This is a genomic window from Natronococcus roseus (assembly GCF_043677095.1).
In the GTDB taxonomy this organism is placed as follows: Archaea; Halobacteriota; Halobacteria; order Halobacteriales; family Natrialbaceae; genus Natronococcus; species Natronococcus roseus.
Window position 1 is genome coordinate 59,022 of the sequence record NZ_JBHLJR010000007.1, and the last position, 20,648, is coordinate 79,669.

General features: G+C 64.1%; 19 protein-coding genes. 7 read left to right on the forward strand and 12 right to left on the reverse strand.

The window, feature by feature from the left end:
- Positions 1–62 precede the first annotated feature (62 nt).
- Positions 63–824 (forward strand): IclR family transcriptional regulator, encoded by a 762-nt coding sequence (locus tag ACFEMD_RS18700; protein ID WP_394742811.1) that lies wholly within the window; start codon positions 63–65, stop codon positions 822–824.
- 1 nt (position 825) lies between these two features.
- Here ACFEMD_RS18700 and ACFEMD_RS18705 read toward each other — a convergent pair whose 3' ends face one another.
- From ACFEMD_RS18705 to ACFEMD_RS18730, 6 genes are all read right to left on the reverse strand, one after another.
- The gene (locus ACFEMD_RS18705) at positions 826–3,792 is read right to left on the reverse strand and encodes an FAD-linked oxidase C-terminal domain-containing protein (RefSeq protein WP_394742812.1); all 2,967 of its coding nucleotides are present in this window, start codon (positions 3,790–3,792) and stop codon (positions 826–828) included.
- A gap of 315 nt (positions 3,793–4,107) precedes the next feature.
- A complete protein-coding gene (locus ACFEMD_RS18710) occupies positions 4,108–4,272 on the reverse strand; it encodes a hypothetical protein (protein WP_394742813.1) in 165 nt (54 codons plus the stop codon).
- Positions 4,273–4,332: 60 nt separating this feature from the next.
- Positions 4,333–4,755, reverse strand: coding sequence for a cupin domain-containing protein (locus ACFEMD_RS18715; RefSeq protein ID WP_394742814.1), 423 nt, complete (start codon positions 4,753–4,755; stop codon positions 4,333–4,335).
- A gap of 78 nt (positions 4,756–4,833) precedes the next feature.
- Positions 4,834–6,333: a tripartite tricarboxylate transporter permease gene (locus ACFEMD_RS18720; RefSeq protein ID WP_394742815.1), complete on the reverse strand. Its 1,500-nt coding sequence runs from the start codon at positions 6,331–6,333 to the stop codon at positions 4,834–4,836.
- Positions 6,334–6,939, reverse strand: a complete 606-nt coding sequence (locus ACFEMD_RS18725) for a hypothetical protein (RefSeq protein WP_394742962.1) — start codon at positions 6,937–6,939, stop codon at positions 6,334–6,336.
- Between the two features lie 73 nt (positions 6,940–7,012).
- Positions 7,013–8,017, reverse strand: coding sequence for a Bug family tripartite tricarboxylate transporter substrate binding protein (locus tag ACFEMD_RS18730; RefSeq protein WP_394742963.1), 1,005 nt, complete (start codon positions 8,015–8,017; stop codon positions 7,013–7,015).
- Positions 8,018–8,320: 303 nt separating this feature from the next.
- Here ACFEMD_RS18730 and ACFEMD_RS18735 point away from each other — a divergent pair, with 303 nt between their 5' ends.
- From ACFEMD_RS18735 to ACFEMD_RS18745, 3 genes are read left to right on the forward strand one after another with little or no spacing between them, the layout of a single operon-like run.
- On the forward strand, positions 8,321–8,749 hold the full coding sequence (locus ACFEMD_RS18735; protein ID WP_394742816.1) for a universal stress protein: 429 nt from the start codon (positions 8,321–8,323) through the stop codon (positions 8,747–8,749).
- Positions 8,750–8,808: 59 nt separating this feature from the next.
- Positions 8,809–9,594 (forward strand): enoyl-CoA hydratase/isomerase family protein, encoded by a 786-nt coding sequence (locus ACFEMD_RS18740; protein ID WP_005557431.1) that lies wholly within the window; start codon positions 8,809–8,811, stop codon positions 9,592–9,594.
- The gene (locus ACFEMD_RS18745; RefSeq protein WP_394742817.1) at positions 9,591–10,787 is read left to right on the forward strand and encodes a CaiB/BaiF CoA transferase family protein; all 1,197 of its coding nucleotides are present in this window, start codon (positions 9,591–9,593) and stop codon (positions 10,785–10,787) included. The genes ACFEMD_RS18740 and ACFEMD_RS18745 overlap by 4 nt, the downstream gene beginning before the upstream one ends.
- Before the next feature lie 72 nt (positions 10,788–10,859).
- Here the strand turns inward: ACFEMD_RS18745 and ACFEMD_RS18750 are convergent, their stop codons facing one another.
- The 3 genes from ACFEMD_RS18750 to ACFEMD_RS18760 all read right to left on the reverse strand — a co-directional run bounded on the left by ACFEMD_RS18750 (position 10,860) and on the right by ACFEMD_RS18760 (position 15,206).
- Positions 10,860–12,470 (reverse strand): thiamine pyrophosphate-requiring protein, encoded by a 1,611-nt coding sequence (locus ACFEMD_RS18750; protein WP_394742818.1) that lies wholly within the window; start codon positions 12,468–12,470, stop codon positions 10,860–10,862.
- Between the two features lie 207 nt (positions 12,471–12,677).
- On the reverse strand, positions 12,678–13,928 hold the full coding sequence (locus ACFEMD_RS18755) for a CaiB/BaiF CoA transferase family protein (RefSeq protein WP_394742819.1): 1,251 nt from the start codon (positions 13,926–13,928) through the stop codon (positions 12,678–12,680).
- A 42-nt stretch (positions 13,929–13,970) separates the two neighbouring features.
- Complete coding sequence (locus tag ACFEMD_RS18760) at positions 13,971–15,206, reverse strand: MFS transporter (protein ID WP_394742820.1); 1,236 nt, start codon at positions 15,204–15,206, stop codon at positions 13,971–13,973.
- Positions 15,207–15,722: 516 nt separating this feature from the next.
- On the opposite strand from ACFEMD_RS18760, the gene ACFEMD_RS18765 reads away from it, so the two are divergent.
- Complete coding sequence (locus ACFEMD_RS18765) at positions 15,723–16,490, forward strand: IclR family transcriptional regulator (RefSeq protein ID WP_394742821.1); 768 nt, start codon at positions 15,723–15,725, stop codon at positions 16,488–16,490.
- Between the two features lie 23 nt (positions 16,491–16,513).
- Here ACFEMD_RS18765 and ACFEMD_RS18770 read toward each other — a convergent pair whose 3' ends face one another.
- Both ACFEMD_RS18770 and ACFEMD_RS18775 read right to left on the reverse strand, forming a co-directional pair.
- Positions 16,514–16,861: a Zn-ribbon domain-containing OB-fold protein gene (locus ACFEMD_RS18770; protein ID WP_394742822.1), complete on the reverse strand. Its 348-nt coding sequence runs from the start codon at positions 16,859–16,861 to the stop codon at positions 16,514–16,516.
- Entirely contained in the window at positions 16,858–18,048 is a 1,191-nt protein-coding gene (locus ACFEMD_RS18775; RefSeq protein WP_449560128.1) for a thiolase family protein, read from the reverse strand. Before ACFEMD_RS18775 ends, ACFEMD_RS18770 begins: the two co-directional genes overlap by 4 nt.
- A gap of 965 nt (positions 18,049–19,013) precedes the next feature.
- On the opposite strand from ACFEMD_RS18775, the gene ACFEMD_RS18780 reads away from it, so the two are divergent.
- Positions 19,014–19,208 (forward strand): DUF4177 domain-containing protein, encoded by a 195-nt coding sequence (locus tag ACFEMD_RS18780; protein WP_394742823.1) that lies wholly within the window; start codon positions 19,014–19,016, stop codon positions 19,206–19,208.
- 9 nt (positions 19,209–19,217) lie between these two features.
- Positions 19,218–20,219 (forward strand): hypothetical protein, encoded by a 1,002-nt coding sequence (locus tag ACFEMD_RS18785; RefSeq protein ID WP_394742824.1) that lies wholly within the window; start codon positions 19,218–19,220, stop codon positions 20,217–20,219.
- A gap of 32 nt (positions 20,220–20,251) precedes the next feature.
- On the opposite strand, the gene ACFEMD_RS18790 is transcribed toward ACFEMD_RS18785, so the two are convergent.
- The gene (locus ACFEMD_RS18790) at positions 20,252–20,605 is read right to left on the reverse strand and encodes a hypothetical protein (RefSeq protein WP_394742825.1); all 354 of its coding nucleotides are present in this window, start codon (positions 20,603–20,605) and stop codon (positions 20,252–20,254) included.
- Positions 20,606–20,648 lie beyond the last annotated feature (43 nt).

Here is a 20,648-nt window from a genome sequence, read left to right on the forward strand (position 1 = left end):
AGGATCGCGGTGTTCTCTATGAGAGACCAACCTTTATTGGTCTCCGCTAACTGGCTTCGCGTATGGAAAAACGGGCCAAACACCCCGTCCGGACGACCGAGAAGTCGCTGACGCTCATCGACGAGCTCAACCGCCGCGGGGGCGCGCGGATCACGACGCTCGCGGACGAGCTGAGCATGGGTAAGAGCGCGATCCACAACCACCTCAGCACGCTCGAGGAGCACGGGTTCGTCGTCAAGAACGGGAACACCTACGAGCTGAGTCTGCGCTTTCTGGACATCGGCGGTCAGCTCCGCAGCGAGATGGACGTCTACAGGGTCGCCGAACCGCAGGTCGAGGCGCTGGCCGAGGAGTCCGGGGAGCTGGTCCACTTCGTCGTCGAGGAGGGCGGTGAGGGGGTCTACCTCTGTCGCGCGAAGGGCGAGCGGGCCGTCGACCTCGACACCTACGTCGGCTGTCGTCACCCCATGCACAGCTCGGCGTTCGGCAAGGCGATCCTCTCGCATCTCCCCGACCAGCGGGTCGAGGAGATCATCGACCGCCACGGCCTCCCGTCGGTCACGCCGAAGACGATCACGAGCCGGGACGAGCTCTACGACGCGCTCGAGCGAACACGGGAACGAGGATTTGCCGTCGACGATGAGGAACGACTCGAGGGGCTTCGCTGTATCGCCGCGCCGATCCGGTTCGACGCCGAGGTCATCGGCGCGATCAGCATCTCGGCACCGACGGCCCGCATCGACGACGACTGGGAGGAAAACGAGTTCGTCGAGCAGCTCCGTCGCACCGCGAACGTCATCGAGCTGAACAAGTACAAGGTGTAGCTTACGCGAGCGACGCCTCGAGTTTCGCGATCGGGTGGGGCGGTTTCTTCTCGTACTCATCGCCGATCTGAGTTCTACAGGACGCCCCCGGAGCGACGACGCCGTCGCCGTCGCTCTCGTCGATCTGGCCGAACAGCTGCGTGCCGATCGCGCGGCTCATCGAGTAGTGCTCGGCCTCGTAGCCGAAGGAGCCGGCCATCCCACAGCAGCTACTGTCAAGGGGGTCGACGCCGTACCCCGCCCGTCGGAGCACGCCGACGGCGTGGTGGTCCTTCTTCGTCGCCTTCTGGTGGCAGTGGCCGTGGTAGGTCAGACGTTCGTCAACGGGGCCGAACTCGAGGCGGTCGTCGAGTCGGTGGACGTCGAGGTACTCGCAGACGCCGTAGGCGCTTTCGGCGACGTCGGTCACGTCGTGGCCGGTGACCAGATCCGGGTAGTCCGACTGGAACATGACCGCGTCGCTGGGCTCGCAGACGACGACGTCCCAGCCGTTTCGCACCCTCGGAATCAGGGCGTTGACGTTCTGCTCGGCCTGTTCGCGGGCCGTCTCGAGAAAGCCCTTCGAGTAGGCGGGACGGCCGCTGCTGGTGGTTCCCGAGGGGAGATCGACGTAGACGCCGGCGGCCTCGAGGAGCCGAACCGCGGCCTTGCCGATCTCGGGGTTGTTGTACTCCGTGGTGACGTCCGGGAACAACAGGACCTTGTGGTCAGCCGTCTCCGGATCCACGGTCGATTCCCGGCTCTCGAACCAGTCGGTGAATGTCTCCCGGTGGAACGTCGGCAGGGATCGCTCCCGGGCGATTCCGACGGTTTTCTCCATCACTGTCCGGGCGCCCGGCAGCTTCGTCATGTAGTTCGACAGCGGTGCGGTGGCGCTGCCGAGTTTCGAGAGCGTGTCGATGTTCGCGAACATGCGCTCGCGGATCGAGGCGCCGTTTCGCTGGTGGTACTCGTGTTCGACCTCGACTTTGAGCTTCGCCATGTCGACCTCGCTCGGACAGTCCTTCGCACACCCCTTGCAACCGATACAGAGGTCCATCACCTCGGTGACGAACTCGTCGGAGAACGCCTCGTCGGGCTCGAGCTCGCCGGTCATCGCCTGGCGAAGCATGTTCGCCCGGCCGCGGGTGCTCGTGATCTCCTCGTCTGCCGCCCGGTAGGTCGGACACATCACGCCCCCGGTTCCTTCCTGGCTGGTCCGACAGCCGCCACAGCCGTGGCAGAGTTCGACCATCCCCTGGAACCCGTTCTCGTTCTCCCAGTTGAGGGCGGGCTCGAAGCCGGCCTCGAACTCGCTGTCGGGGCCGAACCGGAGGTTCTCGGTCATGTCGTGGTCGCCACAGACCGAGCCGGGGTTGAGCAGCCAGTCGGGATCGAACGCGGTCTTCAGGTCGCGGAAGACGTTCCAAATGTGATCGCCGTACAGCTTCCGGTTCCACTGCGTGCGGGCGCGACCGTCGCCGTGCTCGCCGGAAACGCTGCCGCCGTACTTCACCGCGAGGTCCGTCGCGCCGTCGGCGATCGCCTCCATCGTGTCGACTCCGTCAGCGGTTTTGGTATTAACGAGCGGTCTGACGTGCATACAGCCCGGCCCGGCGTGGGCGTAGAAGCTGCCGAACGTCCCATTTTCCTCCATGACCTCCTGGAAGTCGGCGACGTACTCCGTGAGGTGCTCCGGCGGGATCGCGATGTCCTCGATGAAGGCGATGTGTTTCTCGTCGCCGGTCCGCGAGAGCAAGATTGGCGTCGAGGCCTTTCGCATCTTCCAGAGCCGGGACTGCTGTTTCTCGTCGTAGGCCGTCAACGCGTCGAACGCGATCTCGCCCTCGCGGTCGTCGATCAGCGCCTCGACCAGTTCGCGGCCCTCCTCCTCGTCGTCGGCGTAGAACTCGACCAGCAGGAACGAGCTGGTCCCCTCGGGGAGGATACCGACGACGTCGGCGAACTCCTCGGTGTTTCGTGCCAGATCGAGCAACACGTCGTCCAACACCTCGACTGCCGCAGGGTCGTGCTCGAGGATATCCCCGACGTCGTCCATCGCGTCGAGCAGGCTGCGGTAGCAAAGCACCGCGACCGAGGTCGTGTTCGGGATCGTCTCGAGGGAGACCTCCGCCTCCGTGACGATCCCCAGGGTTCCCTCGCTGCCGACCAGCAGCCTCGCGAGGTTGACGGTTCCGCTCTTGGCCTCCTCGACGAGCATATCCAGGTTGTACCCGGAGACGTTCCGCTTGAGCGTCGGGTAGGCGTCCTCGACCGCGTCGCTCTCCTCGTCGACGATCCGAGCGACTTCGGCGTAGATCCGCTCGAGGAGCTCCCCGTCGGGGTCGGCCCGCTCGCGCAGTTCCTCGAGGTCGATCTCGCCGAACCGTTCGACGGAGCCGTCGGCGAGGACGACCTCTACCTCCTCGACGTAGGCGTCGGTCTTGCCGTACTTCAGCGAGTGCGCCCCGGTCGTGTTGTTCCCGATCGCGCCCCCGAGGGCGCTCCGATCGGCGGTCGACGGATCCGGAGCGAACTTGAGTCCGTGGAGCTCGAGGGTCCGGTTGAGTTCGCCGACCGTAATCCCCGCCTGGGCTCGAGCCCGCCTGGCGTCCGGATCGGTGTCGGTTACCGCGTTCATGTAGCGGGTGAAATCGAGGACGACGGCCTCGTTGACGGTCTGTCCGGCGAGGCTCGTGCCGCCACCTCGGGGGAGCACCGGGATCTCGTGGTCCGCGCAGTAGCCCATCACCGCGGCGACGTCGTCGGTCCCGGTCGGGTAGACGACGCCGATCGGGAGCATCTCGTAGGCGCTCGCGTCCGTCGCGTACAGCTCGCGGGAGTACTCGTCGAAGCGGACGTCGCCGTCGACCCGCTGCTCGAGTGCGTCGACGAGATCGATTCGTTCGGTCGTGTCGTTCTGGTAGTCGTACTCCGCGCGACGATCCGTCGCCGGGTCTCCGTCGATCGGTCTGTCGTGTGTAGCCATTGGATATCTGGTGTTGGTCGAAGCGGTTTCTGTTGCAAGCGATGCCGAAATCGGCCCGGGAAGGCGACGAGGGGCGTCTACTCGCCGGTCCGGCCGTCGGCGAACGGTCGGACTGCTCGCCACACCGCGAACCGGTCGGTCGGGAAACGGGGAGCAGTCACCGGTCGTTTGCTAATCGCTTGCATGTTTCGTGTGTGGTAACTGCTAGTCGAGGGAACTCACATAACTGTTGTGCCACTCGGCTGCGAGCATAGTCGTGTTCGTGGATCGCACCACTCCAGCGCACCGTTCCCACGCGGACTTCCGGGAGTCGTTTCAATCGGCGTACCCGTCGTTCGCCCGGTAGACGACGAGGAGATACGCGGTGACGACGAGAAACACCGTCGCGTACAGCACCGAACGGGTGTACAGGGAGTAGACGAACGCCGACGCGTTGAGCATGATTCCGCCCAGTACGAGTCCCCGCTGGAGTCGCGGCATAGCCATCGATACGGGCACTCGAGTATTAAACTCGGTGGTGATGTCGACTCCCCAGTACCCCTACTCGTCGTCCCCGACGGAGCCGTCCGTCGCTTCGTCCGCGGTCTCGAGCTGGTGGACCGGATACCGCCCGTCCTGGGGCCACCCGATCGCGGCGAGCTTACACGGCTCCTCGAACGGGTTGTAGACGAGGTGGGCGCCCGCCTTCCCCTCGTCGAACGCGACGATATCGTCGGTCTCGAGCGTCAGGGTCTCCCGGGTCGTTTCGGCGCGGCAAGACCCGGAGACGACGTAGAACAGCTCCTTCTGATTCTCGTGGTAGTGGAAGTGATTCTGCGAGAGTCGCTCGCCCGACTCGAGCACGGCGACGTTGAAGTTGAACGCGTCGATTCCGAGCGCCGGCGAGGCCTCCCACCGGCGTCCCGGCTTGTCGGGATTGGTCTCGAGCTCCTCGAGTGTGACGTGTTGCCAACCGTCTTCCATACGATACCGGTCGCACGTCGGTACTTAGCCGTTGTGATAGCGGTTGTTCGCCGCTCGCTTCGAGAAGGGATCCGAGTGTCAGTTCCTGCTGACGAGCCGCTTGACCCGCCCCTTCAGGAAGGGACCGAACAGGATCAGGAAGATGGCGAGCGTCAGCAGGAACGACAGCGGCCGGTTGATCGGATCGAAGAAGATCGTGTACTCGCCGCCCGAGATCTGCAGCGACCGGAAGAAGTTCTCCTCGGCGATCGGACCGAGCACGATCCCGAGCACGAACGCGATGATCGAGTAGTTGTTCCGGACCATGTAAAAGCCCAGAACGCCGAGCACGATGACGGCGCCGACGTCCCACCAGTTCTGGTTCAGGGTGTACGCGCCGGCGTACGAGAGCACGACGACCATCGGAATGATCAGCGTGGTGTCGAGTTCGGTGATCTTGCTCGCGTACGGGATCAGCGTCAATCCGACCGCAAGGATGAGGACGTTGCCGAGGAACAGCGAGATGAACAGCGCGTACGTGATCTGGAGCTGTTCGCCGAAGAGAACTGGACCCGGCTGAAGTCCGTGCATGAGGATACCCCCGAGCAGGACCGCAGTCGATCCGCTGCCCGGGATCCCGAACGACAGCGTCGGAATGAGCGATCCGCTGACTGTCGGGTTGTTTGCGGCCTCCGGTGCGATGACCCCGCGAGGATCACCCTCGCCGAATCTCCCGTCCTTGGTGGAGGAACGAGCCTCCTCCGCGTAGGCGACGAACGTCGACGTCGTCGCTCCGGAGCCGGGAACCATCCCGATGCCCATTCCGATCAATCCCGACTTGAGGGTCGTAACCGGATACTTGAATACGGTCGTGATCCCGTCGCGAACGCTGCCGGCGAGTTCGACATCGCCCTCCGAGATCTTTTTGCGGGCGGCGAGTTTCATCATCTCGGCGAACGCGAACATCCCGATCAGCGCCGCGACGAAGTCGATCCCCTCGTAGAGTCCGAACTGGCCGAACGTGTACCGCGGACGCGGACTGAGGATCGCGGTCCCGATGGTCGAAATCATGAACCCGAGCGCGCCGGCAACCAGTCCCTTCACGATCGACCCCTGGGTGACGATCGTGATCAGGGAGATCCCGAGGATCGCCAGCAGGAAGTACTCCGGCGAGCCGAACGCCAACACGACCTCGATCAGGATCGGCGAGAGGAGGATCAGTGCGAGCGCGGCGAGAAAGCCGTTCAGCGCCGATGCCGTCGTCGCGATGGCGAGTGCGTTTTTCGCCAACCCGTTCTGTGACATCGGATACCCGTCCAGCGTCGTCGCCGCGGCTGACTCGGTCCCGGGCGCGTTGATCAGGATCGCCGCGATCGAGCCGCCGAACATCGCGCCGCTGTAGATCGCGACCAGCAGGATGATCGCCGCCGTCGCGTCGAGGGGCAGCGTCAGTGGCAACACGATCGCCATCCCGACCGGCGAACCGATACCCGGGAGGGCGCCGAGAACGATCCCGAGGAGCAACCCGAGCGTCAGCCAGACGAGCATCTCGGGCGTCGTTGCGATCGATAAGCCCTCGAAGAAGGCGTCGACCGCCATCTACAGTCCACCTCTCAGTAGTATCGGTGCGCCGTCGAACAGCATCGGCACGAGCGGACTGAAGTCGAAGACGTGCCCCTGGTCGAACGGTAACACGAGATACGTCATGAACAGGTAGATGACGGCGGTCCCCCCAATAGCCAGTCCGACACTGACGACCGGATTAACCCGGAACCAGAGGGTGTACCCGAGGATGTACAGCGGCGTAATAAAGAGGAAACCGGCGGCCCATCCGACAACGAAGTACAGAATCGCCGTCGAGACCATAAACACCGTCTCGTTCACTTCGTATCCGTACTTCGCACCGAGTGTGTCCTTTTTGTACTCCTCCTCCGGCTCATCGACCGCCTCGAGCGGTTCATCGTCCTCATCGACCTGATCGACCTGATCGATCACCTCTGACGAGTCTGAGGTGGTGATGCTGACACTCTCGGCGACGAACTTCTGGAGGGGACCAGGAAGGTAGTTCTGCAGCAACAGGAGCAGCGAGCCGATAAAAACGGCCGACGCGGTTAGCTGGGGGAACACGCGAGCGTCGTCCGGGTAGCTCTCGATCACCGGCTCGATAATAAACACCGCGCTCACGACGAGGAACGTAACGAGCATTATTCGCTCCGGCGTTACTTTCCTCTTAATTGACTCTGAATTGCTCATTATAATATAACAACGGCGGGGGTAGTTACGAGTGCTCTTCGATCAGATCGACGATCTCTAGCTCCTCCATCTCCTCGAACGCGTCGTCGATCGCCGCGTTCGCCTCCTCGGGACCTTCGTAGAAGATCGGATTCCCGGTCTCGTCGGACCACTCCTCGTAGCGCTCGTCTTCGGTTGCCTCTTCGACTCGTGCGGAGAGTTCCTCGATCGTCCCCTCCGGCGTTTCGGGTGGCGCGTACAGGCCACGGGTCACACCGGCGATGAAGTCCATCTCCGGATACCCCTCGTCGGTCACCGACGGAATGTCGGGGTACACCTCCGTCCCCTCGCTCCAGAACGTACAGACCGGGTAGACGCCACCCGCGGAGACGTCCGGTTCCGTCCCTGCGTCGGTTCCGATCCCGCAGGGAACCTCGCCGGAGGTTACCGCCTCGGCGATTGGGCCGGTACCCGTGTACTGGACCCGATCCTCCCACTGCCAGTCGTACTCCTCGGCGTACCCCTCACCGTGTTTCGCCAGCAGGGTCATGATGTCCTGTGGACTGCCGGGCTCCTGGATACCGATCGAGTCCCACTCGCCGGAGTTGTGCATTTCGCGGACGTCCTCGAACGTCTCGACCTCGTCCTCGTACTCCTCGTTGACGATCAGACACCACGTCGAGCGGCCGATGTTCGCGATTCCCTCCAGTTCGCGCTGGTCGAAGCCGGGGTCGTCCAGCATCTGTGGCGGCACCTCGAGCGGGGTTGCGCTCCCCGCAATCGTGTGTCCGTCCGGGTCGGAGCCGTACAGTTCCCCGAACCCGTTCAGACCGCCGCCGCCGGGAACGTTGTCGACCTGGATGTCCTGATCCATCGCGTCGGTAAGCGATTCGACGATCCCGCGAGCGTAGACGTCGGTGCCACCGCCCTCGTCGTACGGCACGATGTATCGGATCGTTTCGGCGGGCTCCCAGTCCTCGTCGTCTCCCGCGTCGGGGTCGTCGTCCTGCAGACAGCCAGCCATCGATACCGCCGCACCCGCACCAGCGATTCCGAGGAACCCTCGCCTGGTCGTTGCCTCCACCGTCAAACGTCGTTGAGTTGGTTTTTCGGACATACGTATCGACCACAGACCCTGGAATGCGTTACACGACTCCGTGAGTCAGGGTCACACTACCATGATCAAACAGTACAGACATAAAGCTTTCTCTTGTGTTGGGGCTTGGTCCACACATAGTGAAAAATGAAGTCCGATAATGTTAGATCTAATAATAAATGGGCCGGCTGATCGTGGCTACGAGCCACTCCAGCCCGGCGAGTAACTGATTTATGGGTGGAGGCCGTCGTCGGATCCATGACCGTCGTTGCAGCGATCGATCGTTCCGACAGGGCCGGCGCCATCATCACCGAAGCACATCAACTCGGCGAGGCGTTCGGCGAACCGGTCGAGGTCGTCCACGTGCTTACCCGCGACGAGTTCGTCTCGCTCGAGCGGACGAACGTCAGCGAGACGGGGGAGACGGTACCGGTAGCGGACGTCGTCGAGATCGCCGAAGAGATCGCTGCGGAGGCGATCGAGGACGCCGGCGTCGAGGCGATCCCGGTCGGACTCCTCGGAGATCCGGCGGACGAAGTCGCCAGCTACGCCGACGGGGAGGGAGCGAGCTACCTGGTCGTCGCGGGGCGCAACCGCTCGCCGGTCGGGAAGGCGCTGTTCGGGAGCGTCGCTCAGTCGATCCTGCTGAACGCCTCGACGCCGGTCGTCTCGCTTCGAGCCGAGTGAGTCGGAGGACCGACGCCGTAATACAAAATTTTTTGCGAGAGACCCACTAACGGGGAGGTATGGTTAGCTACAGCGCCTACGAAAGCATCACCCTCGACGTCGACGACGGAGTGGCGACGATCGAGTTTCACCGCCCCGAGGTTTACAACGCGCTCAACAACGAGGTCATGCTCGACCTCAGCCGCGCGTTCGACGAGATCCAGCTGAACCGCGACATCGACGTCGTCGTGATCACTGGCGAGGGCGAGGACGCGTTCTCCGCGGGCGCGGACATCTCCCAGTACGCTGGAACCGCCGACGAGCACGATCCGCTCCAGCGGGACCGTCAGGAGCTGTTCTACGAGATGTACCAGAAGCCCTACGACTGCCACGCGCCGGTGATCGCGAAGATCAACGGCTACTGCGTCGGTGGCGGGCTGATCTTCGCGATGTACTGCGACCTGCGGATCGCCGTCGACGACGCGAAGTTCGGCGTGCCGACGGCGAACATCGGTCAGATCCCCACCGGGGGCTCGACCTGGCGAGCCGTCGAACTCGTCGGCGAGGCGAAAGCGAAGGAGCTCGTCTACACCGCAGGAATGATCGACGCCGACGAGGCCGAACGGATCGGACTGATCAACCACGCCGTCCCGCGCGAGGAGTTAGACGAGACCGTCGACGGGATCGTCGAGGCGGTCCAGGACACCGGACGCGAAGCGGTCAAGAACTCCAAACGCGCGATCAACGGCGCGGTACGTGCGGGGAGCCTCGAGGGCGCGAGAGAACAGGAGGCCGAGATCTGGTGGGAGCAGTTCGCCACCGACGAGCGCCGCGAGCTGGTCGACGAGTTCAACGAGGGTCAATGACCGGGGGACCGCTTTCCGACGTGTCGGTCGTCGAGATGACCGGTCACCGCGCGGGACCGTTCTGCGGAGCGCTGCTCGCCGACATGGGCGCCGACGTCGTGAAGATCGAGCGACCGGGCGTTGGCGATCCGGCCCGGTCCCAGGGGATCGGTCCCGACGGCAAGTCGGGGTACTTCATGGCGAACAACCGAAACAAACGCTCGGTTACCCTCGATCTCAAGACCGATGCTGGAACGGAGGCCGCCCGTGAGCTGATCGCCAGCGCCGACGTCTTCGTCGAGAACTTCGGCTACGGCGTCACCGACAAGCTCGGCATCGGCTACGACGAGATCAGCGAACGCAATCCCGGAATCGTCTACGCGAGCATCAAGGGGTACGGCGAGACCGGTCCCAAGCGAAAGCAGCCGGGGCTCGATCTCATCCTTCAGGCCGAGGGCGGCATCATGAGCGTCACCGGCCCCGAGGGCGGCGAGCCCGTCAAGATCGGCCAGGCAATCGGGGATCTCACCACGGGGATGTTCGCCGCGATGGGCGTCCTCGCGCGGCTGTACGAGCGCGACCGCCTCGAGGAGTCCGACTCGTTCGTCGGGAAGTTCGACGTCGGCCTGTTCGACTCGATCGTCACCCTGCTCAACGAGTACCTCACGGAGTACTCGATGGACGGCTCCGTTCCCGGCCCGCAGGGCGTGACCCACCAGACGCTCGTTCCCTACCAGCGCTTCGAGACCGCCGACGGCGCCATCGTCACCGGCGTCCCCAGCGACGACCGCTGGGACGACTTCGTCGATCTCATCGGCGAGGAGGAGCTCCGGGAGTATCCGACGAACGACGACCGCCAGGACGACGCCGAGCGCGTGACGGAACTGATCCAGGCGTCCCTCGAGCAAGAGTCCACCGAGCACTGGCTCGAACAGCTGACGGCCGCGAACTTCCCCTGCGGCCCGATCAACGACGTGGCCGACGTCGTCGCGGACGAGCAGACGAGCGCCCGGAACCTCGTCGTCGACCACGACGATCCCGACTGGGGCGAGTGTCTGCTTCCGGGTCACCCGATCAACTATCCCGACTACGACACCGTCGTGCGCTCGCCGGCACCGCGGCTCGGCGAGCACACCGACGAGGTGTTCGATGAGATCGCGAGCGACCAGACGACCCTCGAGCAGTGGAGCGAGGGCGGCGCGTTCGGCGACTGACGCGCTCGGCCGTTCTTTCAGATCAGCAGCTCGGCGACGAAAGCAGAGAGAAGAGCGTTCGGCGGTGCCGTTTTACTCGAGATCCGGCCGCGAGAGCTCGGTCTCCTTCGAGGTGATGATCTCGAGCAGCGCGGGCGTGCCGGACTCGGTCTGTTCGATGGCGCGTTCGATGGCCGGTCCGACCTCGTCGGGATCCTCGACGCGCTCGCCGTAGCCGCCCAGTGCCTCCCCGACGTCGGCGAAGTCCCCGGAGAAGGGCGTGTCGTAGGAGGCCATCTCGTAGTTGTTCAGGTGGATCGTCAGGATCGGGATGTCCTCGCGGGCGGCCGTCTCGAAGTCCAGCCCGGTCATGCCGATCGCGCCGTCGCCCATGAGGTTGATGCAGTGCTTGTCGGGGTGGAGCAGCTTCGCGCCCATCGCGAGGCCGAGCCCGTAGCCGAGCTGGGTCGTCTTCCCCCAACCGATGTACGACAGCGGCTCGGTCGACTCCCAGAACGGCGCCAGGAAGTCCCGCGGGTTGCCCGCGTCGTGGGTGATGATCGTCTCCTCGGCGTCGAGGACCTCCGTGAGCTCGTGGATCACGCGGTAGGGGTTGATCGGCGTCTCCTCCGACGTGAGCTTCGGGCGCCACTCGTCGAGCCACGCCTCGCGTGCGTCCTCGATCTCGCTGACGACGTCGTCGAAGCGGTCGCGGGAGTCACCGACCCGTGTATCGACGGCATCGACCAGCGCGTCGAGGGTCAGCTTGGCGTCGCCGACCAGCGAGTAGTCGGACTCGACGTCCTTGTCGATGTCCGTCGAGTCGAGCGTCGAGTGGATAACCGTCGGTCCGTCGGGGACCGTAACGCCGTAGGCGGTCTCGGTGAAGCTACAGCCGATGCCGAAGAGGACGTCCGTCTCGCGCATGAAGTGCGCGAGCTGTCCCGGTTCGCTCTTGCTGGCGGCGCCCAGCGACAGCGGGTGGTCCTCCGGGAACGCGCTCTTGCCGTTGAGGCTCGTTGCGACGGGCGCCTCGAGCGTCTCGGCCAGCTCCCGTAGCTCGTCCCACGCCTCGGCGTAGTGGACGCCCTGGCCGGCGAAGATAACGGGGTTCTCGGCCTCGAGCAGGACGTCCGCGATCTCGTCGACGCCGTCCGGGTCGGGGCCGGACCGGTTCGACGACGTCGGCTGGTACTCGAAGTCCTCCGAGAGGTCGGTGTAGAAGACGTCCTTCGGAACCTCGACGACGGCCGGACGCGGACGACCGTTCCGGGCCGCGCTGAACGCGCGGCGCATCGTCTCGCCGACGGCATCGGGGTTCGTCAGCTGCTCGCAGGACTTGCTGACGTGCTGGTAGTTGACCAGCGAGTTGAACTTGGGATCGACGTCGGTCTTGGCCTCGTCGTAGCCGGCGGGGATCGCGACGATCGGCGCCGACTCGCCGTAGGCCTGGGCGACGCCGCCGAAGGAGTTCTCCGTGCCGGGGCCGTGCTGGCACGCGAACGCGCCGACCCGCTCGCCGGAACTCAGCCGACCGACGGCGTCGGCCATGTGAACGGCGGTCCGTTCCTGCCTGGTGATGATCGTTCGAATCCCTTCCTCTTCGGCCGCACCGGTGTCGAAGAGCGGGTTGCTCGGAAACCCGAACAGATACTCTACTCCTTCCTCTTTCAGGGTGCGCGCGATCGCTTGATTGACATCCATAGTGTTTGCTCCGGGTAGGGCTACCTACTCCTACTCCCGAGCACTATCATAAATCCTTCGACGCCTGCGGTCGGTTTCGGCCGAATGCGGAGCTATCGCTCCAAGAACCCGCGGTCTCGGTCGGAACGGGACCCGGCTGCTGGCACGTCTCCCGGTCCGACAGCGCCACCGCTCCTCACGGGGGGCTGGCCCTCTCTCGCAGTCGGTTCAGCCCGACAGCGCTCCCTTTCGGCGGAGTTCCTCTATCTCCGCCTCCGAGTACCCGAGCGCCCGGACGACGTCCTCGGTGTCCTCGCCGAGCAGCGGCGGCGCCTCGTCGAACCCGCTTTCCGACTCGGCGTAGTTCAACGGGTGCTCGAGGATCGGGATCTCGCCGGCGGCGGGGTGGGAGAGGCTGTCGACCGCGCCGCGCGCGTTGACCTGCTCGTTGTCCAGTGCCTCGTCGACGCTGTAGACCGGTCCGACCGGCAGACCGGCGTCGTCGGCGAGGCGTTCGACCCACTCGTCGGTCGAGCGTTCGGTGAGCGTCTCGGCGAGTTCCTCCTCGAGGGCGTCCATGTTCGCTACCCTGTCGGCGTTGGACTCGAAGCGGGGATCCGACGCGAGGTCCTCGCGGTCGATCTCCGCACAGAACTGTTCCCACAGCTTCTGGTTTCCGCAGGCGACGTTGAGGTAGCCGTCGGCGGTCGGATAGCTCTGGTAGGGTGCGAGCACCGGGTCCTTCGTCCCCATCCTGGTCGGCTCGTCGCCGACGAACGCCTTCCCGGCCTGTTTGGTCAGCCACGGAAGCGCCGCGTCGAGCATTCCGAGTTCGACGCGTTCGCCCTCGCCGGTCCGCTCGCGCCGGTAGAGCGCGTTGACGATCCCGAACGCGGACCACATCGCGGTGATCAGATCCGTCTGCGGGAGGCCGACCTTGACGGGGTCGCCGCCCTCGGGTCCGGTGACGCTCATCATGCCGCTCATCCCCTGGATGAGCAGGTCGTAGCCGGGGCGATCGCTCCAGGGTCCCGAGTCGCCGAACGCGGAGATCGAACAGTAGACGAGTTCGGGATGATCCTCGGAGAGGTCGTCGTAGCCGAGGCCGAGCCGTTCGGCCGTTCCCGGCCTGAAGTTCTCGACGACGACGTCGGCCTCGTCGATCAGTTCCCGGCAGATCTGGTACCCCTCTTCGGATTTGAGGTTCAGTTCGACACTCCGTTTATCGTAGTTGACCGTCCAGAAGTACGGCGACTCGCCGTGTTCGGACGCGGCCCGTCCCTCGCCTTCGTAGTCGGAGATGTCGACAAACGGCGGTCCCGAGTGTCGGCTGTCGTCGCCGACCTCCGGCCGTTCGACCTTGATGACTTCCGCTCCCTGGTTCGCGAGCATCAGCGTCGCGAATCCGCCGGTCACGAACGTCGTCAGGTCGACGACGGTGATATCGTCGAGAATCCCACGGCTAGCTCTGGCTACCATACACCAAGCATGCGAGAATACCGTATTAAATCTTGTCGTTGGTTACCTGCCCTCACCGTACAACGTGATCAGGGTGATCACGATCCCCGCACCCACGAGCGCGAGTACACCGAGTGTTCCGAGGAGCACGGTCTCGCTCGCGTAGGTGAGCAGTGAGCCGGCGAGTGCGGCACCCGCCGCGCCGAAGCCGAACATCCCGAGGTAGGCGTAGCCGTAGGAGAGGCCGTGGACGTCGGCGGCCGCGTACTCGGCGATCACCACCTGGTAGATCGGCGCCGTCGCGTAGAGGAAAAAGCCGAGCGCGGCACAGACGAGTAGGAACGGGGCGAGCCCCCAGCCGACGGAGGGGATGAAAACGAACGCGAGCACGCCGAGGGCGAACAGCGTCGAGAAGAACGCGTACTCCGTCCGAACGTGGTCGGTGACCCGGCCGCCGACGTACTGTCCCAGGATGCCGATCATCAGGATCCCCGTGTAGATGTACTGTGCGGGCTCGGCCTCCTGGCCGAAGATCTCGTAGGTGCCGAACTGCGGCAGTCCCCCGATCATGTCGGGCAGGAACGTCAGCAGGCCACGGTAGTAGATCCCGTAGATCATGATCGCGGCGAACGTGAGCAGGAACCCGGTCGTGAGCAGCAGCCTCGAGTCGTCGACGATCGACTGGAGGTCCATCGACGACCCGCCGTCGTCGGCGTCGTCCGTTCCGCCGTCGGCCGCGGTCGCAGCGTTCTCGTTGAACTCGATCAGCGAGCCGAACGCGACGACGGCCACGGCCGGGACGGTGAGCGCGACGACGACGAGCCGCCAGTCGAAAAAGAGGAGCAGCGAGGCAGTTAACAGCGGGCCGAACGCGGTGCCGATGTTGCCGCCGACGCCGTGGTAGGCGAACACCGTACCGCGATTTTTCGCACCGCGGCTGATCAGCGACAGACCGGCGGGGTGGTAGACGCTCGCGGCGACGCCCCAGATGACGATGGCTACCATCAACACGTAGACGTTCGGCGCGAGCGCGAGGAGGAAGAACCCGCCGCCCATCCCGACCACCGATGCGACGATCAGCCGACGTGAGCCGTAGGTGTCCGAGAGCAGTCCGCTCGGGATCGCACCGACGCCGATGAGACCGTAACCGATACTGACGACGATTCCGAGGACGAACGGCGAGACGTCGAAGACGTCCAACCAGATGACGATGAAGATGGGGATACTCAGCTCGTAGGTGTGAAAGATGCCGTGTGCGAGCATCGTAAACCCCGTAATCGAGCGATCGTTCTCATCCATCGCCGTTCACCACTTCCTTCCAGCGGGAGGACGAACCTGGCATGGCATAACGAAGCGTGTCGGATCTACTTAACCGATTCCCTGTCGCGTTCGCTCTCGAGCGGGGCGTGCTGGCGTAATCTATCCCAGTTATTCGGATGAGCCCAAAAGAGGCCCGAGACAGCTGTATGAGACTGGGAGGACAGTTATTTTGGTATCAGTTCGCCAATGTAGCATCCGAGAGTCCGGGATATACGCGAAGAACACCAAAACATGGCGAATGAGGCCATATCACACGTCCGACTGCTGGCTCCACAGGAACCATTACGAGGGTACGAATGTAATTCCATGGGACGGCCTCGGTTTTGGATGATAATATATTGGGATTGTTGTCGGAAAACGGCCGAAACAGGAGTCCCGGTTCACGGTTCGAATATCGCCGATCCCGTTCTATAGGATCTGGAGGGAGACCGGTATGGAGGCCCGTCTCCGCAAGGAGTAGCATAATTTATAATGCCTGGGTTCCCAGGATCGGGTATGGCAAACAAACCCAAATCGGGGGCGCGCACGACCGAGACCTCCATACGGATCATCGACGCGCTCCGAGAGCTGGGGGAGGCGACGATCCACGAACTATCCGAACATCTCGGACTCGCCCCGAGCACCGTGCATCGTCACCTCGTCACACTCCGCGAGCACAGCTACGTGGTGTGTACGGACGGGCGCTACCGGATCGGGTTCCAGTTCCTCACCGTCGGCGGTCACGCCCAGCGGACGACGACCGCCTACCCGATGATCAAGCAGAAGGTCGACGTGCTGGCGTCGGAGACCGGAGAGCGCGCCCAGTTTCTCGTCGAAGAACACGGCGAACGCGTCTACCTGTACACCGAGGTCGGCCAGAGCGCGGTGCAGACGGGCGCCCACATCGGAAAGCGCGGCCCGCTTCACACGAGCGCCGCGGGAAAGGCGATCCTCGCGAACATGCCGGCGGATCGCGTCGACGAGATCGTCGCGACACACGGGTTACAGGGCGTGAGCGAGAACACCATCACGACGCGCGCGGAACTCGAGGAGGAGTGCGAACGAATCCGAGAGCGAGGGTACGCCTTCAACAGGCAGGAAACGACGGAAGGAGTCCACGCGGTCGGCGCGGCGGTGACGGACGCCGACGACGAGGTGATCGGTGCGCTGAGCGTCTCCGGACCCGCCCACCGCGTCAAGGGCGCACAGCTCACCGACGAGCTTCCGGAACGGGTGCTCGGCGCGGTCAACGAACTCGAACTCCACATCGCTCACTCGATCTAGCTGTCAGTCGTCGATCAGTACACTCACTGTTTGCCCGAACTCGTCGGTGTCTCCCGATCCCGGTCGGTTTCGGCCGGAACGAGCCGCGGGGGCGATCCCGCTCCGTCCGGCGTCTCGAGGACGACCGAGTCGCCCGCCTCGAGACCGTCCTCGAGCCGGGCGATGATACTTGCATCGCCGTCGAAGGAGGCGAGACCGAGCCGATTCGGGGCGCTGACGCCGTCGGGTGTGACGTGAACCGCCGTCACCGCCTGCACGGTTCCGACACCCGAATCGCGAGTCCGCAGTCCGTCGGCGCCGCAGTCGAGACAGCGGCGTTTCTCGTAGAAGGTCCGACGACGGCAGTCCGGACACTCGAGAACGCGCGTCATCCGTTCGCCTCCACGATCGTACAGACGCTGTTGTTCCCGAACCCGGCGACGTTGATGGCGAGTCCGTACCGCGGCGAATCGACCGCGCGATCGTTCGGGACGTCGCCTCGAAGCTGCCAGACGAGTTCCACGAGCTGGGAGATCCCCGTGGCGCCCAGCGGGTGGCCCCGGGCTTTCAGCCCGCCGCCCGGATTGACCGTCAGCCCGCCGTCGCCGTCGATCTCGGTCCGTCCCTCTCGGGTCAGCTTCCACGCCTCGCCCCGCTCGGCGAGCCCCAGTTCCTCCATCTCGAGCCACTCGAGGATGGTGAAGGCGTCATGGATGCACGCGATATCGATCTCGTCGGGACCCGTCCCCGCCGCGTCGTAGGCCGCTCGCCCGGCGGCCGCGGCGCTCTCGATCTGCAACGGGTTTCGTCGATCCGCGACGGCGTGAACCCCGACGGCGCTCTCACAGGCTTCGACCGTTACGTCGGCGCTCGCCGCCGTGACGACGACCGCGGCGGCTCCGTCCGTCGTCGGACAGCAGTCGTACAGGCGAAGCGGCGTCGCGACCTTCGGCGAGTCGAGGACGTCCGCGACCGTCACGTCGCTCTCGAACTGCGCGTACGGGTTCCGACGGGCGTTCGCGTGGTTCTTCACCGCAACCCGTGCGAGGTCGCGCCGGGTCGCATCGTAGCTCTCGAGGTACCGGGCGGCCGCGAGGCCCGCGAACGAGGGGAGGGTGATTCCCTGATCGTACTCCTGGCTGTGCGTGATCCGGCTGATGATCTCCGTCGCGACCGACGTCTCGGCGACGGACATCTTCTCGCCGCCGACGGCGAGTGCGACCTCGGCCCGTCCCGCCCGAACGGTGTCGACCGCGTCGAGCACCGCACTCGCTCCGGTCGCGCTGGTGTTTTCGATTCGACGTGCGGACGCCCGGCTGAGGCCGAGACTGGCGGTCAACGCGTTCGCCAGTCCGGAGGTGTTGTTGAACGCTTCCGCGGCCATGTTCCCGACGTGGACCGAGTCGACGGCGTCAGGTTCGACGTCGGCGTCGTCGAGCGCCCGCTCCGCGGCGGTTTCCAGCAACTCGGCGATCGATCGGTCGTCGGAACCGGTAAACGCCGTCATTCCGACGCCAGGAACCCCGAAGCTGGCCGGTGATACCTCTGGCCGACCCGGCAGAGAGCTATGACTTTCCATCTCGCTGCATGGGATAACAAACCACATCGACTTATAGATGTCGTTGCGAACGCCCGAAAAGGGGCGAATAACCCGCCATCGTCCCGAATTCGGTAGCGCTCGGCTCCCGAGAGTAGCGTCAGCTTCTGGCCCCGTTTCCGGTACACTACCCGTTCGGCCGAGTTTCTCGTTCAGTCGGTCGGGATTGGACTCGTGATCGCTGACTCGAGTAGCGTAGCAGTCCCTCGCGGACGATCAGATGCGGCCCCGCGGTCAAACCTGCGTTCGCGGACTGTTCGCATCGGCCGAAAGTCGTTCCCGTCGATACTGGGTTCCGCTCTTTCCCAAAGCCTCCCGGAGTTGTCGATCGCTGTTAACTTTTCGCTGCAAGTATAATTGTTCAATATAGGCAATACTCTGGCGTGCTACACGCGAGTCAGTTCCGACCGGTCGTCGGTGGCCACTCCTTCGCTGGATTCCTGCTCGAAGTGTTTTAGGTTCGTGTCCGGATCGCTGAAATGGACTTATACCGCCTTCAGAGTTAGTTCGTTCCCGTTGTACGTGAAACAACGATCGACCCTGTTCCACACCCGCGGACGGACGGTCGTGCTCGAACTCGTCTGTGATCGAGTTGGCACGATAATTAGTATTGTGACTATTCTGGATTATAGCCAGGATTTGTATACCTAATGTAGTAATTTAGATATTTTCGTAATGGGATCTAACCGGTTCGAGTTCCAACGACATCGGACGAGCCGTGTCGAGTGCAGTCGGCCGCCGATACGAGAGGGGAGAAAACGGCTCGGCCACACCGGGAACGAACCCGACGACGACACCGTCAAAAGTGCCAGTAGTGGCGAGGACGACGAAAAGAATGTGACCGGTGCGGACGGCGGAGAGGGCGTGTTCGAGTAATCCGCTCGAGGGGCAACGTCTACCCGCCAGCAAGGGAAAGAGTGAGAAGAGAGGAACGACTCTAATACGGGATGAACAGCGATCGGAGCGCGCACTGGGAGTACAAGGCGATCGAGCCGCCGACGGAGTTGACGAAGCGCGAATCCGCGAACCCCGAGGATCGGTTGAACGAACTGGGCGCGGACGGCTGGCGGCTCGTCGAGACGGTTTCCTACGACGGCGGCGGCACGAAGTTCCTGCTCTTCGAACGGCGGCTCGAGGACTGATCGTCGTCAATGAGGGATCTGACGACCGCTAACACGATGCGCGAGCGGGCCGCCGAGAATCGCTACAAGCTCTGGGTGCTCCTCAACGCGAACCGATGGCTCCTCACCGGGATGCTGGCAGCGGGCATCTTTTCGCTGTTGATGCTCTGGGGCGTCTCGAGTTCGCAGTCGATCCGCGCGGTGATCGCCTCGGAGGACTGGGTGAAGATGACGTTTCAGGCGCTGGTCGGCGCCCTCATCACCGGGACGACACTCGTGGTCTCGATCAACCAGCTGGTCCTCTCCCAGGAGATCGGACCGCTGGGGAGCCAGCGAAAGCGAATGGATCTCGCGATGGACTTCTACCAGAACACCGACGAGCTACTGGACTTTCCGAGTCCCGCGAACCCGGCGCTGTTCCTCAAGGAACTCATCGACGCGACCAGCGATCGGGCTCGACAATTCGAACAGACCGTGCAACGCAGCGACGACGAGGACCTCCGCGCACAGACTGCAGAGTACGTCGACGACCTCCTCGAGAACGCGACCGTGGCCGGGGAGGGGTTGGCGGGCGCCGACTTCGGGTCGTACGACGTGATGAACTCGGCGCTGAACTACAACTACGACCGGAAAATGTACGATCTTCGCTGGCTGTTGGCCGAACACGAGGACCGCCTCTCGGACGAGCAGCGCGAAGCCGGCGTCCGGACGCTCGAGGCGCTGACGATGTACGGGCCGGCGAGAGAGTACATCAAGACGCTGTACTTCCAGTGGTCGCTCGTCAAGCTCTCGCAGGGGATCCTCTATCTGGCCGTCCTCGCGCTCGTCGTCGCCGGCGGGATGCTGTTGTTCGTCGACGAGGGGACGATGATCGGATCGCTGTTCGGCGTCGACCACCTGCTGTGGATCGTCGCTCTCGCGTACACGATCTGCGTGCTGCCGTTTCTGCTGTTCGTCTCCTACATTCTTCGTCTGGCGACGATCGCGAAACGAACGTCGGCGATGGGCCCGCTGGTCCTTCGGGGGGACTGAGATCGTTCGTCGAAATCTCGGTCGCTTCGCCGTCAGTCTCCCCCTCGAGCGTCCGACAGCTGGCACCGAACGCAGCGGTCACCGGGGAAGCAAGCGCCGTTCTCGTACGGACAGTCCGATTCGTCGACGTCGACGGAGAGCTCGCGTTTCGCGTCCTCCCACGCGGTTTCCCAGACCTCGATGTCCATCTCCGCGGAGGTGAAGACGACGCTGTCGTCGCGGTCGACGATCTTCGCCGCCGTCACCGACCGATGGTGGTCCTTCACCACGCCGATCGCGTCGGAGTACGACCCGCATCGGATCGTCCTCGTTTCGTCGCCGTCGTCCAGCAGGCGAACGGTTACGGAGCCGTCGATCTCCTCGGTCGGTTCCAGTCCTCCGGTCATACTGTCGGGGTCGGGCCGCCGACACAAAAGGGTGCGCTCGAGT

Excerpts from the sequence above, each read along its gene's own strand:
- ACFEMD_RS18700 (WP_394742811.1), top strand. The coding sequence starts at position 63 with ATGGAAAAACGGGCCAAACACCCCGTCCGGACGACCGAGAAGTCGCTG.
- ACFEMD_RS18705 (WP_394742812.1), bottom strand. The coding sequence starts at position 3,792 with ATGGCTACACACGACAGACCGATCGACGGAGACCCGGCGACGGATCGT.
- ACFEMD_RS18710 (WP_394742813.1), bottom strand. The coding sequence starts at position 4,272 with ATGCCGCGACTCCAGCGGGGACTCGTACTGGGCGGAATCATGCTCAAC.
- ACFEMD_RS18715 (WP_394742814.1), bottom strand. The coding sequence starts at position 4,755 with ATGGAAGACGGTTGGCAACACGTCACACTCGAGGAGCTCGAGACCAAT.
- ACFEMD_RS18720 (WP_394742815.1), bottom strand. The coding sequence starts at position 6,333 with ATGGCGGTCGACGCCTTCTTCGAGGGCTTATCGATCGCAACGACGCCC.
- ACFEMD_RS18725 (WP_394742962.1), bottom strand. The coding sequence starts at position 6,939 with ATGCTCGTTACGTTCCTCGTCGTGAGCGCGGTGTTTATTATCGAGCCG.
- ACFEMD_RS18735 (WP_394742816.1), top strand. The coding sequence starts at position 8,321 with ATGACCGTCGTTGCAGCGATCGATCGTTCCGACAGGGCCGGCGCCATC.
- ACFEMD_RS18740 (WP_005557431.1), top strand. The coding sequence starts at position 8,809 with ATGGTTAGCTACAGCGCCTACGAAAGCATCACCCTCGACGTCGACGAC.
- ACFEMD_RS18745 (WP_394742817.1), top strand. The coding sequence starts at position 9,591 with ATGACCGGGGGACCGCTTTCCGACGTGTCGGTCGTCGAGATGACCGGT.
- ACFEMD_RS18750 (WP_394742818.1), bottom strand. The coding sequence starts at position 12,470 with ATGGATGTCAATCAAGCGATCGCGCGCACCCTGAAAGAGGAAGGAGTA.
- ACFEMD_RS18755 (WP_394742819.1), bottom strand. The coding sequence starts at position 13,928 with ATGGTAGCCAGAGCTAGCCGTGGGATTCTCGACGATATCACCGTCGTC.
- ACFEMD_RS18760 (WP_394742820.1), bottom strand. The coding sequence starts at position 15,206 with ATGGATGAGAACGATCGCTCGATTACGGGGTTTACGATGCTCGCACAC.
- ACFEMD_RS18765 (WP_394742821.1), top strand. The coding sequence starts at position 15,723 with ATGGCAAACAAACCCAAATCGGGGGCGCGCACGACCGAGACCTCCATA.
- ACFEMD_RS18770 (WP_394742822.1), bottom strand. The coding sequence starts at position 16,861 with ATGACGCGCGTTCTCGAGTGTCCGGACTGCCGTCGTCGGACCTTCTAC.
- ACFEMD_RS18775 (WP_449560128.1), bottom strand. The coding sequence starts at position 18,048 with ATGGAAAGTCATAGCTCTCTGCCGGGTCGGCCAGAGGTATCACCGGCC.
- ACFEMD_RS18780 (WP_394742823.1), top strand. The coding sequence starts at position 19,014 with ATGAACAGCGATCGGAGCGCGCACTGGGAGTACAAGGCGATCGAGCCG.
- ACFEMD_RS18785 (WP_394742824.1), top strand. The coding sequence starts at position 19,218 with ATGAGGGATCTGACGACCGCTAACACGATGCGCGAGCGGGCCGCCGAG.
- ACFEMD_RS18790 (WP_394742825.1), bottom strand. The coding sequence starts at position 20,605 with ATGACCGGAGGACTGGAACCGACCGAGGAGATCGACGGCTCCGTAACC.